This is a genomic window from Flavobacterium sp. CLA17 (genome assembly GCF_013112255.2).
Classification (GTDB): domain Bacteria; phylum Bacteroidota; class Bacteroidia; order Flavobacteriales; family Flavobacteriaceae; genus Flavobacterium; species Flavobacterium circumlabens.
Map to the genome: position 1 here is coordinate 950,744 of NZ_CP068294.1, position 13,061 is coordinate 963,804.

12 protein-coding genes are annotated in these 13,061 nt (G+C 31.8%); all 12 read left to right on the top strand.

From position 1 onward, the window contains the following. The first annotated feature begins 39 nt into the window (after window positions 1–39). The 12 genes from HAV12_RS04115 to HAV12_RS04170 all read left to right on the top strand — a co-directional run bounded on the left by HAV12_RS04115 (window position 40) and on the right by HAV12_RS04170 (window position 13,059). Window positions 40–504, top strand: a complete 465-nt coding sequence (locus tag HAV12_RS04115; RefSeq protein WP_171568593.1) for a UpxY family transcription antiterminator — start codon at window positions 40–42, stop codon at window positions 502–504. 271 nt (window positions 505–775) lie between these two features. Further along, a complete protein-coding gene (locus HAV12_RS04120; protein WP_171568594.1) occupies window positions 776–2,089 on the top strand; it encodes a nucleotide sugar dehydrogenase in 1,314 nt (437 codons plus the stop codon). A 31-nt stretch (window positions 2,090–2,120) separates the two neighbouring features. Next, window positions 2,121–3,128, top strand: a complete 1,008-nt coding sequence (locus HAV12_RS04125) for a mannose-1-phosphate guanylyltransferase (RefSeq protein WP_171568595.1) — start codon at window positions 2,121–2,123, stop codon at window positions 3,126–3,128. Window positions 3,129–3,137: 9 nt separating this feature from the next. Then, window positions 3,138–4,184 (top strand): dTDP-glucose 4,6-dehydratase, encoded by a 1,047-nt coding sequence (rfbB, locus tag HAV12_RS04130; protein ID WP_171568596.1) that lies wholly within the window; start codon window positions 3,138–3,140, stop codon window positions 4,182–4,184. Window positions 4,185–4,207: 23 nt separating this feature from the next. Beyond that, window positions 4,208–6,616: an SLBB domain-containing protein gene (locus tag HAV12_RS04135; protein WP_171568597.1), complete on the top strand. Its 2,409-nt coding sequence runs from the start codon at window positions 4,208–4,210 to the stop codon at window positions 6,614–6,616. 24 nt (window positions 6,617–6,640) lie between these two features. Further along, window positions 6,641–7,693 (top strand): Wzz/FepE/Etk N-terminal domain-containing protein, encoded by a 1,053-nt coding sequence (locus tag HAV12_RS04140; protein WP_370528476.1) that lies wholly within the window; start codon window positions 6,641–6,643, stop codon window positions 7,691–7,693. Between the two features lie 40 nt (window positions 7,694–7,733). Further along, a complete protein-coding gene (gene pseB / locus HAV12_RS04145; protein ID WP_171568599.1) occupies window positions 7,734–8,744 on the top strand; it encodes a UDP-N-acetylglucosamine 4,6-dehydratase (inverting) in 1,011 nt (336 codons plus the stop codon). Beyond that, the gene (gene pseC, locus HAV12_RS04150) at window positions 8,744–9,898 is read left to right on the top strand and encodes a UDP-4-amino-4,6-dideoxy-N-acetyl-beta-L-altrosamine transaminase (protein ID WP_171568600.1); all 1,155 of its coding nucleotides are present in this window, start codon (window positions 8,744–8,746) and stop codon (window positions 9,896–9,898) included. The genes pseB and pseC overlap by 1 nt, the downstream gene beginning before the upstream one ends. Then, window positions 9,885–10,730, top strand: a complete 846-nt coding sequence (locus tag HAV12_RS04155; RefSeq protein ID WP_171568601.1) for an aldo/keto reductase — start codon at window positions 9,885–9,887, stop codon at window positions 10,728–10,730. The genes pseC and HAV12_RS04155 overlap by 14 nt, the downstream gene beginning before the upstream one ends. A 1-nt stretch (window position 10,731) precedes the next feature. Beyond that, window positions 10,732–11,619, top strand: a complete 888-nt coding sequence (locus HAV12_RS04160; RefSeq protein WP_171568602.1) for a Gfo/Idh/MocA family oxidoreductase — start codon at window positions 10,732–10,734, stop codon at window positions 11,617–11,619. After that, window positions 11,616–12,356, top strand: a complete 741-nt coding sequence (locus tag HAV12_RS04165) for an SDR family oxidoreductase (protein WP_171568603.1) — start codon at window positions 11,616–11,618, stop codon at window positions 12,354–12,356. The genes HAV12_RS04160 and HAV12_RS04165 overlap by 4 nt, the downstream gene beginning before the upstream one ends. Then, window positions 12,334–13,059, top strand: a complete 726-nt coding sequence (locus HAV12_RS04170; RefSeq protein ID WP_171568604.1) for a cytidylyltransferase domain-containing protein — start codon at window positions 12,334–12,336, stop codon at window positions 13,057–13,059. The genes HAV12_RS04165 and HAV12_RS04170 overlap by 23 nt, the downstream gene beginning before the upstream one ends. Window positions 13,060–13,061: the final 2 nt, after the last annotated feature.

Genomic DNA, 13,061 nt, shown 5'->3' on the forward strand with positions numbered 1-13,061 from the left:
AGAAAAGAGTGAAAATTTTATTTCAATATAAAAAAATATATGAATTGGTATGTAGTGTATACTAAGCCCAAGTGGGAGAAAAAAGTTTCGGAAAAGCTAAATCAAATAGGTATTGAATGCTATTGTCCTTTGGTAACTCAGATTAAACAATGGTCAGATAGAAAGAAAAAAATTGAGGTTCCCCTTTTTAATTCCTATGTTTTTGTGCAGTTGCAGGACGCTGACAGGAATTCTGTTTTTCAGGTGGCCGGTGCCGTTCGATATTTGTTCTGGCTGGGAAAGCCGGCAATTGTTAAAGAGGAAGAAATTGAGATAATAAAAAAGAGCCTCACGGATTTAAATGTTAGTGAAATATCGGTAACTCCGTTTCAGGTTGGAGACAGGATAAAATTAGAATCCGGAGTTTTTAGTAATCAGGATGCAATTGTTCAGGAAGTATCAAAAACGCATTATATCCTGGTTTTAGAATCTTTAGGATGTGTTTTGAAAATAAAATATAAGTAATTTATTTTTTAAAATAGTATATATTAACGAGATGGAAGATGAAAATGCTTTTTTTAGCTTTTTTATCTTCTGTTTTTTTTAAATGCAATGTTTAAAGTCTGATTGATAAAGCTTTGCTTGTTTTTTAGAGTCTTAATTTTTTTAGTCATTTAAGTTCTGCTATAAACTGTATTGAATAAGTTGACTTAATATACTATATTTGCCAAAAATGGATTTTGAGTTATCTGTGTCACCTGAAATGTGACTCAGAGTGGCGAAGCCGTGAATTGAAATGAAAAAAGTGGATAAAAACGACTACAAAATAGACAAAAACATAAAAATAGCCATTATTGGCTTAGGATATGTTGGTTTGCCTTTGGCCAGATTATTTGCTACTAAATATTCGGTCATAGGTTTTGATATAAACGAATCACGAATTGCATCCTTAAAATCAGGAACAGACACAACCCTGGAGGTTGATGATGTTACTTTGCAAAAAGTACTGGTGGATAATGCAGATCAGAATACCGGATTATATTGTACGAGTTCTTTAAATGATCTTGAAGCTTGTAATTACTTTATAATAACAGTTCCGACACCAGTTGATAAAAACAATCGTCCGGATTTAACCCCATTGTATAAATCCAGTGAATCGGTTGGTAAAATATTGAAAAAGGGAGATATTGTGATTTATGAATCAACAGTATATCCGGGTGTTACAGAAGAACAATGTGTTCCTGTTTTAGAAAGAGTTTCAGGATTAAAATTTAATGAAGATTTTTATGCAGGATATTCACCGGAGAGAATAAATCCCGGAGACAAGGAACATACTGTTGAGAAAATACTTAAAGTTACATCAGGCTCCACATTGGAAATTGGCCTGAAAGTAGATGCATTGTATAAATCTGTTATTACGGCAGGTACCCATTTGGCTCCTTCCATAAAAGTGGCGGAAGCCGCTAAAGTTATAGAAAATTCTCAGCGAGACATTAATATTGCTTTTGTTAATGAATTAGCCAAAATATTCAACTTAATGGGTATTGATACGCAGGAAGTATTAACAGCAGCAGCCACCAAATGGAACTTTTTACCTTTTAAGCCCGGATTGGTTGGCGGACATTGCATTGGTGTAGATCCTTATTATCTGGCTCAGAGAGCACAGGAGTTTGGCTATCATCCTGAAATAATTCTGGCAGGCCGACGTTTAAATGACAGTATGGGAGAGTATGTGGCTTCTCAGATAGTTAAATTAATGATTAAGAAAGGTATTTCTGTTAACGGAGCAGATCTGTTAATGCTTGGAATCACTTTCAAAGAAAACTGTCCTGATGTTCGAAATACAAAAATTGTTGATGTCGTTAAAGCATTAAAAGAGTACGGAATTATAGTAACCATATTTGATCCGCTTGCTAATGCGAATGATGTAAAAAAAGAATATAATTTAATAACAATTAACAGTATTCCGGATAATAAATTTGATGCGATTGTTCTGGGAGTAGCACATGCAGAATTTTTAGAATTAAATTTCTCAGAACTTCAAAAAGAAGATAGTTTAATATATGATGTAAAAGGAGTTTTAGGAGCTATAGCTGATAATAGATTATAGTAACTAAAGGTCTTTTTTTATTTTAATAAAAATGGAAACAAAAAATTCAATTATACATGTCATTTTAACTGGTGGAGTTGGTAGTAGATTATGGCCTCTTTCCCGTAAAAGTCAACCTAAACAATATTTAGAGATATTTGAAAATAAATCATTATTTGAAATGACAGTGGAGCGCAACAGTCATTTAGCCGATAAAGTAATGGTGGTTGGAAATGTAGATAATCATCATTTAAGCGGAAAGGTGATGGACAAAACTAAAACAACTTACTTAAATATTGTAGAAGCTACACCAAGAAATACTGCGGCTGCTATCGCTTTTGCAGCATTTGCTTCAGATCCGGACGATATTTTAATCATAACGCCATCGGATCATATTATTGATAAAATGGATGATTACAATAATGCAATTCAGGAAGCCGTTAAAAAAGCCAATGAAGGTTTTATTGTTACTTTTGGAATTATACCAACTAAGCCTGAAACGGGCTATGGATATATTGAATCAAAAGGAGATAAAGTACTATCATTTCGTGAAAAACCAAATGAAACAACGGCAAAAGAGTTTATTGCAAGAGGTAATTTTTTATGGAATAGCGGAATGTTCTGTTTTAAGGCAGGAGTTCTTTTGGATGAATTAAAGCAATTTCAGCCAGAGGTTTATGAAAAATCTAAGGCAGTTTGGGAAGCAAATGAAAAAGGGCTTCTTAATTTAGATTTATCGATGGAAATTCCGTCTATTAGTATTGATTATGCGGTAATGGAACGCAGTAAGAAAATTAAAGTTGTTCCGGCTTCATTTTCATGGTCAGATTTGGGCTCGTTTGAGTCTGTTTATGATTATTTGGTTTCAAAAGGACATCCTATTGATAAAAACGGCAATATGGTTATAGGATCTGGTAAGCATACTACTTTCTTAGGATTGAAAAATACCATTTTTGTTTATACGGAGACTGCAAATTTAATTTTACAGAAAGAAAGTTCTCAAGACGTAAAAGACATATATAGTGAGTTAGAAAAAATAAAATCTGAGCTATTAAATTAAAATAATAAAATGAAAAAAATTCTTATAACAGGTGGTGCCGGTTTTATTGGATCACATGTAGTTAGACGTTTTGTGAATAGATATCCAGATTATCAAATTTTTAATTTAGATGCTTTGACTTATGCAGGCAATCTGGAAAATATAAAAGATATTGAAAATCACCCAAATTATCATTTTGTAAAAGGAGATATCGTGGATGAAGCATTTATCAACGAACTCTTCCTAAATTATAATTTTGATGGAATATTGCATTTAGCGGCAGAATCCCATGTAGATCGTTCTATCGAAGATCCCTTGGCTTTTGTGAAAACAAATGTTATCGGTACGATGAATTTGTTAAATGCCGCAAAAAATCAATGGAAGGATGATTTTACAAATAAAAGATTTTATCATATAAGTACAGATGAAGTTTATGGTTCTTTGGGAGCTGAAGGTCTTTTTACAGAAACTACACCCTACGATCCTAATTCTCCTTATTCTGCTTCAAAAGCGAGTTCTGATCACTTTGTGAGAGCTTATGGAGAAACTTACGGACTGCCGTATGTTTTGACAAACTGCTCTAACAATTACGGATCTTATCATTTCCCTGAAAAATTAATTCCACTTTTTATAAATAATATCATCAATAATAAACCATTGCCGGTCTATGGTGATGGAAATTATACACGCGACTGGCTTTTTGTAGAAGATCATGCTGCTGCAATTGATTTAGTTTTTCATGACGGAAAAAATCATGAAACGTATAATATTGGTGGTTTCAATGAGTGGAAAAATATAGATTTGGTGAAATTATTATGCCAGATTATGGATCAGAAACTGGGAAGAACTTCTGGAACTTCTCAAGAACTGATAACTTACGTAAAAGACAGACCAGGTCATGATTTGCGATATGCGATCGATGCTTCTAAGATTAATAAAGAGCTAGGATGGAAACCTTCAGTTACTTTTGAAGAAGGTTTGGAAAAAACAATTAATTGGTATCTTGAAAATGAAGAGTGGCTACAAAACGTAACTTCTGGTTCTTATAAAGATTATTATCAAAAACAATATTCATAGATTTTAGATTTAATATATTTAATATGAAAAAAATAACATATGTTATTATTCTGTTCTTTATTTTATTGAGTTCCATCAATGTAAATGCGCAAGATATACTAAGATCCAAAGATTTAAGTACAGTAAAAGTGGATTATTTATCTGATGATGACTTAGCGAAAATTAGTGCACAACTAAAAAGTAACAATACTACAATTGAAGAAGTTGAGTCGATGGCACTCTCAAAAGGAATGAATCAGGAAGAATACGATAAGCTAAAAGCGAGGCTTAATGGATACTCTGGAAATTCCAATAAATTAGATGACAAACCCAAGATTCAAGAAAATAAAAGTGAGTCTGGAAGAAAACAAGATAAGATTAGAAATGAGAAGGTAAAAGATTCAGCTAATGCTTTGATTTTTGGTTCAGAATTATTTGATAATCCAAATTTAAATTTTGAACCCGATTTAAAATTAGCAACACCGATGAATTATATGTTAGGACCTGGCGATGAATTGCAGATAAGTGTCTATGGTATTCAGGAGTACAATGCCAATATCCCTGTAAGTGTTGAAGGAAAAATATCAATTCAAAATGTTGGACAAATAGCCGTTTCAGGAATGTCAATTGAAGCAGCGACTCAAAAAATAAAAGCAGCAATTGCTAAAGTATATAGTACGGTTAGATCTGGACAATCTCAGGTAAGTATCAGTTTAAGCCAAATACGAACGATTAAAATAACAGTAGTTGGAGGTAAACAACCTGGTAATTATTCAATTTCATCTCTAGCCACAGTATACAATGCCTTACATTTAGCTGGTGGTCCGGGAAAAAATGGTAGCTACAGGAATATCGAATTAATTAGGAATAATAAAGTTTTTAAAAATATAGATATTTATAGGTTTTTAGTTAAAGGAGACCAATCTGATAATGTTAGTTTAAAGGATAATGATGTTGTCAGAATTCCAGCTTACAGCCAAAGGGTGATAGTTGAAGGCGAAGTAAAGCGACCTGGTATTTTTGAAATGAAAAAAGGTGAAACTTTTTCAGATTTATTAAATTTTGCTTCAGGATTTAATGAATTTGCATACACTGCTTCCGTAAATGTGGTGCAAAAAACAGGTAAAGAGTTTAAAGTTCATGATATAAACGAAAGTGAGTTTAGTACTTATAATCCACAATCGGGCGATGTTTTTAAAGTAACGAGAATTTTAAGCCGATTTGAAAATCGTATCAAAATAGAGGGCGCCGTTTTTAGACCAGATTATTACTCTTTTATTGAAGGAATGAGAGTTTCAGATCTTATTACACGAGCCGAAGGACTAAAAGAAGATGCATACAGTAAAAGAGCCAGAATTATTCGTTTAAAATCTGATTTAACAACGGAAATAGTAAATGTAGATTTAAGTGCGGCATTATCTGGTGATTCAAATGCTGATATTGAATTAAAAAGAGAAGATATAGTAACTGTTTATTCTGTTTTAGATTTTAGAGAAGAATATAAAGTTACTATTGATGGAGAAGTAAAAAAGCCTGGTACATATGATTATTTTGAGAACTTAACTTTAAATGATTTAATTGCACAAGTTGGAGGCTTAACAGGTTCTGCTTCTAAGAGAGTGGAAATTGCAAGAATGGTAAAATCTGACGTAATAAATGATGCGGATCCAAAACGTATTGAACTAGTGGAACTTGAAATTACTGCAGATAATAATGAACAAATCAAGAATTTTATTTTAAAGCCTTTTGATGTCATAAATATTCGAAGAATTGCCGTTTATGAAAAACCACAAATGGTTTTGATTTCCGGTGCCGTAGCTTATCCTGGAAAATATGTGTTAGCAAACAAGAAGGAAAAAGTATATGATATAGTTATGAGAGCCGGCGGGTTAACTTCTATTTCTAATATTGAAGGAATGAAAATCAAAAGACCTATTAAACAAGACGAAATTGAGAAACTAGAAAGTATAAATTTAAATCTGTCTAAAAATGATTCTCTAAGAGAACAATTAGCCGACATAAAATTTTCAACTATTCCCATTAATTGGGAAAAAATACAAAAAGATAAAAATCATTATTCTAATGTTACTTTATTTCCAGGTGACGAAATTGAGGTAGCTATTTATAATGAAGGAGTAAAAGTTACAGGCAATGTCTTATTAACATCTGAAATTCCTTATAGAAACGGAAAAGGATTTAGATATTATATTAATGCAGTAGGAGGGGTAAATAACAAAGGATGGAAGAAAAAAGCATATATTATATATCCTAATGGAAAAGCAGATGTTACTAAATCCTTTTTATTTTTTAGATCATATCCTTCTGTTCAGCCTGATTCTCAAATAGTTGTTCCTGAAAAACCAGAGACAAAGAAAATGACTACAGGAGAATGGGTTAGTATTGGAAGTGTTATAACAAGTTTAGCATTGTTAATTGTGACGGCTTTTAAATAAATTATTTTGATGAATAATAAAAGTATGGAAAATGACGAAATTTCCTTAAGAGAACTCATTGGGAAAGCAAAAAGCTGGTTTAATTATCTGCTTTCCCAATGGAAAATTATTTTATTAATAGCGGTTATGGGGGCTATTTTTGGTTTATTATACTCGATGAGTAAAAAACCGGTTTATACAGCTACTTTATCATTTGCGTTAGAAGATGAAAAAGGTGGAGGAGGTCTAGGTAGTGCTTTGGGTCTAGCAAGTTCTCTTGGTTTGGACCTGGGAGGTAATGCGGGAGGAATGTTTACTGGATCTAATTTAACTGAGCTTTTTAAATCGAGATCAATAGTAGAAAAAACACTTTTAAGTCCAGTAAATGTAAATGGAAAAAGTATTTCTTTAGCTGAGATGTATATAAAGAATAATGAATGGAGGTCGAATTGGAATGAAGATCCAAAACTTGTTAAGATTGAATTTTTGCCAAATTCTGATCGAAAAAAATTTACCCGTATTCAAGATAGTATTATGGGTATCATGTATGACGCTCTGTTAAAATCAAGTTTATCGGTTGTTCAAAAGGATAAAAAGGTATCTATAACTACTATTGAAGTTTCTTCAACTAATGAATTGTTCGCTAAATATTTCTGCGAGGCTTTAGCTAATGAAGTTTCGGATTTCTATATTACAACGAAAAGTAAAAAAGCCAGAATGAATATGTCAATATTAGAGCGTCAGACTGATTCAATTCGTAACGAACTCAATGGAGCCATTACTGGCGTCGCTGTGGCTAACGACAATACTTTTAACTTAAATCCCGCTCTTAATGTCAGAAGGACTCCATCAGCCAGAAGACAGGTTGATGTACAAGCCAATACTGCAATATTAACGGAGCTAGTCAAACAGACAGAGTTAGCTAAAGTAACATTAAGAAGAGAAACCCCTTTAATTCAGGTTATTGACAGACCAATTTTACCATTAGATAAAAAACGATTTGGTAAGATCAAAGGTATTTTTTTAGGCGGATTTATAGCTGGTTTTCTAGCTTTGATTTATCTTGTCGGTATGCGTGTGTTTAAGGAATTACCATAAAGTTTAAAAATAATAATAAAAAAATATAACAACTAATAAAATGTTAAACAATAAAACGGTATTAATAACAGGAGGAACTGGTTCTTTAGGGAAAGCCTTGACAAAACATATATTTGAAACTTATCCGTCTGTGAAAAAAGTTATTATTTTTTCTCGGGATGAACAAAAACAATTTCAAATGGCTCAAGAATATCCTTTAAATAAATATGGGCAAATTCGTTTTTTTCTTGGTGATGTTAGAGATGAACAGAGATTAATTAGGGCTTTTCAAGGAGTAGATTATGTTATTCATGCTGCAGCTATGAAACATGTCCATTTGGCAGAATATAATCCTGATGAATGTATTAAAACAAATATTGGAGGAGCACAAAATGTTATTCATGCAGCAATGCAAACTAATGTGCAAAATGTAGTTGCCTTATCTACTGATAAAGCATGTGCTCCAATTAATCTTTATGGTGCAACCAAATTAACTTCAGATAAATTATTTGTTGCAGCTAATAATATAAAGGGATTTAATCCCATAAAATTTTCAGTTGTTAGATATGGTAATGTTATGGGATCTAATGGATCTGTAATCCCTTTTTTTATTAATAAAAAGAAAGAAGGAAAATTGCCTATCACTGATATCGGAATGACTCGTTTTAATATTTCTCTTCAGGGAGGTGTTGATATGGTTATGCATGCTTTGGAACATGCTTGGGGAGGAGAAATTTTTATTCCAAAAATTCCATCTTACAAAATTACAGATGTTGCAGAAGCAGTAGCTCCAAATTGTCCTATTGAAGTAGTTGGGATTAGACCAGGTGAGAAAATACATGAAGAAATGATTACGTCTTCTGATTCTTTTTATACTTATGATTTAGGAAAATATTATACTATTCTTCCTTCTGTGCCAAATTTTAAATTACAAGAATATTTAAATAAATTTAGTGCTAAAAAAGTAGAAGAAGGATTTAATTATAATTCTGGATCTAACAGTGAGTGGGAAACAGTTGATACCTTAAGAGTTTTAATAAAAGAACATGTTGATTCTAATTTTGAAGTTTAATGGAAAATAGAATTATTCCCTACGGTCGACAAGATATTAACGAAGAAGATATTAATGCAGTAATTGAAACATTAAAATCTGATTTTTTAACTCAGGGGCCAAAAGTAAAGGAGTTTGAAGAAAAATTTGCATCCTATGTTGGTGCTAAATATGCCGTGGCAGTTAATAATGCGACTGCAGGTCTCCACATAGGAGTTATGGCGCTAGGGCTAAAAAAAGGTGATAGGGTTATAACAACACCGATAACTTTTGCTGCATCAGCAAATTGTGTTCGATTTGTAGGTGGAGAAGTTTGGTTTGCAGATATTGATAGAGATACTTATCTATTATCTTTTGAGAAAACAAAAGAGCTTATAGAAAGTAAACCGAAAGGCTTCTTCAAAGGAATTATTCCGGTTGATTTTGCGGGCCTACCGGTCGATTTAGAAGCTTTCAGAGCTTTGGCTCTACAACATGACCTATGGATTCTTGAAGATGCTTGCCATGCTCCAGGTGGTTATTTTTTGGATTCAAAAAAGCAAAAACAATTTTGTGGTAATGGAATATATGCTAATGCTTCAGTTTTTTCATTTCATCCGGTAAAACATATTGCATGTGGTGAGGGTGGAATGGTTACAACTAGTTCAGAAGAAATTTATAAAGAATTATTGCTTTTACGTTCTCATGGAATAACAAAGGAAAATATGTCAGAGAATCACGGAGGATGGTTCTATGAAATGCAAACACTTGGTTTTAATTATAGGATTACTGATTTTCAGGCAGCATTAGGAATATCTCAATTATCAAGAAATGAAAAAGGGGTGGTAAGGAGAAATGAAATTGCCTCTAGATATAAAGAAGCTTTTAATGGAAAAATAAAGTTTCAAATTCTACCAGAGAATTTTTTAAACGCTCATCATCTTTTTGTAATTGAAGTTAATGACAGAAAAGGTTTATATGATTATTTGCATGAAAATAAGATTTTTGCCCAAATTCATTATATACCTGTTCATCAATTACCGTATTATAAAAATATAGGTTATGAAATGGTTGATTTGACCAATGCAGAAGATTATTATTCAAAATGCATTAGTTTGCCAATGTATCCTTCATTAAGCGATGAAGAACAGTTTTTTGTAATAGAAAAGATTTTTGATTTTTATGAATCTAAATAATAAAATTGGTCTTGGTACTGTCCAGTTTGGAATGCCTTATGGAGTTTCCAATAAAATTGGACAGACAAACCCGAAGGAAGTTCAAGAAATTTTAAGTTTTTCAGAATGTAATGGTATAACTTATTTAGATACTGCACCAGCATATGGAAATGCAGAAACTATTTTAGGAAATATTGGCGTGGATCAGTTTAAAATAGTGTCTAAGTTTATGCCATGTAATGAAGATGAAAGTTTAAATATTCAATTAGAAAAAAGTTTAGCTAATTTAAAAATAAATTCGCTTTATGGTTATATAGCACATCGTCCTACGCAATTATATGAAAATCCAAAACAATGGGACGATCTTTTAAGACTAAAAGAAGAGAAAAAAATTAAGAAAATAGGTTTTTCATTGAATCAACCTCGAGAATTAGATTTTTTATTACAAAAGGGAATGATACCTGATTTGATACAGGTACCGTATAATTATTTTGATAATAGGTTTAGGGAGTATATAGTTGAATTAAAGAAAGAAGGATGTGAAATTCATGCTCGTTCACCTTTTCTTCAAGGATTGTTTTTTACAAATCATAATGAATTACCTCCTTTTTTCAATGAATTAAAAGAAAATATAATTGAGTTGAAAGACAATTTTGGGGAAATTTTATCAGCTGTACTGTTAAAATATATTTTGTCTTTAGATTTTATAGATATCGTAATTATGGGAGTTGAAAATGTAGGGCAACTAGCAAATAACTTAAGAGATATACATAATGCCGAAATTCTAACTCCAAGAGAATTTAATTTTTCAGATTCTGTATTAATACCTTCTAATTGGCCTAAAAAAATATAGAATGATTAAACTTGGAATAATAGGGATAAGTTACGGAAATGGCCATCCTTATTCTTGGGCAGCTATATTTAATGGTTTTGATGAAAAAGAAATGTCTCAATGTCCATTTCCAGTTATTCCGGAATATTTGTCTAAACAGAATTTCCCAAAAGATTTTTTATCTGATCTAGGAACTGTTTCTCATATTTGGACACAAGATTTTGAAATTTCAAAGCAAATTGCGATGGCTTCAAAGATTGAATATGTTGTAAATAACATAGAGGATTTGTGCAATAATGTAGACGCGATTCTATTGGCAAGAGATGATGCAGAAAATCACTTTGAAATGTCAAAGCCATTCCTTAATTCAGGACTTCCTATTTTTATTGACAAACCTTTTGCTTTAACTCTTGAAGATGCAAATGCAATGTTATTATCCCAAAAATTTGAAAGTCAAATTTTTACTTGTTCTTCATTGAGGTATGCTAAAGAATTAATTTTAAATAAGGACGAGATTGAGAAACTAGGACATATTTATCATGTTGAGGGTACAATAATGAATAAATGGGAAACCTATGGAATTCATATTTTAGAGCCGTTAGTATCACAACTTCCAAACAGAGGAAAATTAATTGATGTGAAGACTTATATAAATGATGATATTCATACAGTTAATGTGAAATGGGAAAATTGCGAGGCAGTATTAAAGGTTACAGGAATCATTAAAAGTGATCTTTCTATTTCTTTTTCAGGGAATAATAATATAGTCATTAAGAAGTTTAATGATAGTTTTTCTTGTTTTAGAAGTTCACTATGCACTTTTATTGATTCTATAAATAATAAAAAAATTATAATCGACAGACGGGAAACATTAGAATTAGTTGAGATTTTACAAAAAGGCAGATTATGAGTAATGTATTGATTACTGGTGGGACAGGAAAAATAGGAAGTAATTTGGTTAAATCAATGGTTGCTGACGGGCACACTGTTGTTTTTACTACGACAGACAAAAATAAAGGAGAGTTATTAATAGGCCAACTTTTTAATAATAAAAATGTTTCCTACATCGAGGTGAAGTTTGAAAATGATTTATCTATAAACAGAATTGTAGATAATATGCCGTTTAACATTGATTGTGTTATTCACAATGCACGCAATATAAGGACTTCTATAATTGGAAATGAAGGAAAAATTACTGCAGAGCAATTTAGTGAAGAGTTATTTTTAGCAGTCACTTTTCCTTATTTACTTTCGGATAGCTTAATAGACAATGGAAATAAAATAAAGGACATAATTTTTATAAGTTCCATGTACGGTGTTGTAGTACCAACGCCGAGTTTATATAAAGACTTTAAAATGCAGTCTCCCGTAAACTATGGAGTTGCAAAAGCTGCTCAGATTCATCTAGCAAAAGAAATGGCTGTCAGATTAGCCAATAAGGAGGTAAGAGTTAATTGTATTTCTTACGGAGGAGTGGAGGGCAGAGTGGATGATGATTTTTTAGAAAGATACAAATCACTAACCCCTATGAATAGAATGTTGAATGAGACAGATTTATATCCGCCAATCCAATTTTTTTTAAATAATAAATCATTAGCAATAACAGGTGAAAATATAAAAATAGATGGAGGCTGGACAATTAGTTAAAAGCAAAGTTATAGCAGTGATTCCTGCAAGAGGTGGTTCTAAAAGAATACCAAATAAAAATATTATTGATTTTTTTGGGAAACCAATGATAGCCTGGACTATTGAGGCTGCTCTAAAATCTGGAATCTTTGATGTGGTTCTCGTTAGCACAGATAATAAGGAAATAGCTGAAATTGCTATCGAATATGGTGCTCAGGTTCCTTTTTTGAGGCAAGAAGCTAGTGATGACTTTAGCCCTGTAGCTTTGGCTACAATAGGTGCAATCAAACAAATGGAATATTACAAAGAGGAGCAGTACGACATAGTTGTTCAATTAATGGCTAATTGTCCTTTACGTTCTTCTGTTTCTATTATTAAAGCTTATGAAGAATTTTTAAAAGATTCTTCTAAAACTATTTTATCGTCATTTCATTATGGCATGTTTAATCCTTGGTGGGCACATAGAATTGATGAAAATAATAATGCAAAACCTTTATTTGATGATGATCTAAGAAATAAGAGATCGCAAGACCAATCCAAACTGTTTTGTCCTACAGGGGCAATTTGGATTAGTAAAGTAAACGATCTTAAGAATTATAATACTTTTTATAGTGATAATTACAGGTTTTATCCAATATCCTGGCTGGAAGCTGTTGATATTGACGATTATGATGATTTTCAATTAGCGAAAGCAGCTTTTAATATTTTGAACGAAAGCAATTAAAT

What these genes read in the sequence shown, in the direction of transcription:
- HAV12_RS04115 (WP_171568593.1), top strand. Translation starts at nt 40, where the DNA reads ATGAATTGGTATGTAGTGTATACTAAGCCCAAGTGGGAGAAAAAAGTT.
- HAV12_RS04120 (WP_171568594.1), top strand. Translation starts at nt 776, where the DNA reads ATGAAAAAAGTGGATAAAAACGACTACAAAATAGACAAAAACATAAAA.
- HAV12_RS04125 (WP_171568595.1), top strand. Translation starts at nt 2,121, where the DNA reads ATGGAAACAAAAAATTCAATTATACATGTCATTTTAACTGGTGGAGTT.
- rfbB (WP_171568596.1), top strand. Translation starts at nt 3,138, where the DNA reads ATGAAAAAAATTCTTATAACAGGTGGTGCCGGTTTTATTGGATCACAT.
- HAV12_RS04135 (WP_171568597.1), top strand. Translation starts at nt 4,208, where the DNA reads ATGAAAAAAATAACATATGTTATTATTCTGTTCTTTATTTTATTGAGT.
- HAV12_RS04140 (WP_370528476.1), top strand. Translation starts at nt 6,641, where the DNA reads ATGGAAAATGACGAAATTTCCTTAAGAGAACTCATTGGGAAAGCAAAA.
- pseB (WP_171568599.1), top strand. Translation starts at nt 7,734, where the DNA reads ATGTTAAACAATAAAACGGTATTAATAACAGGAGGAACTGGTTCTTTA.
- pseC (WP_171568600.1), top strand. Translation starts at nt 8,744, where the DNA reads ATGGAAAATAGAATTATTCCCTACGGTCGACAAGATATTAACGAAGAA.
- HAV12_RS04155 (WP_171568601.1), top strand. Translation starts at nt 9,885, where the DNA reads ATGAATCTAAATAATAAAATTGGTCTTGGTACTGTCCAGTTTGGAATG.
- HAV12_RS04160 (WP_171568602.1), top strand. Translation starts at nt 10,732, where the DNA reads ATGATTAAACTTGGAATAATAGGGATAAGTTACGGAAATGGCCATCCT.
- HAV12_RS04165 (WP_171568603.1), top strand. Translation starts at nt 11,616, where the DNA reads ATGAGTAATGTATTGATTACTGGTGGGACAGGAAAAATAGGAAGTAAT.
- HAV12_RS04170 (WP_171568604.1), top strand. Translation starts at nt 12,334, where the DNA reads ATGGAGGCTGGACAATTAGTTAAAAGCAAAGTTATAGCAGTGATTCCT.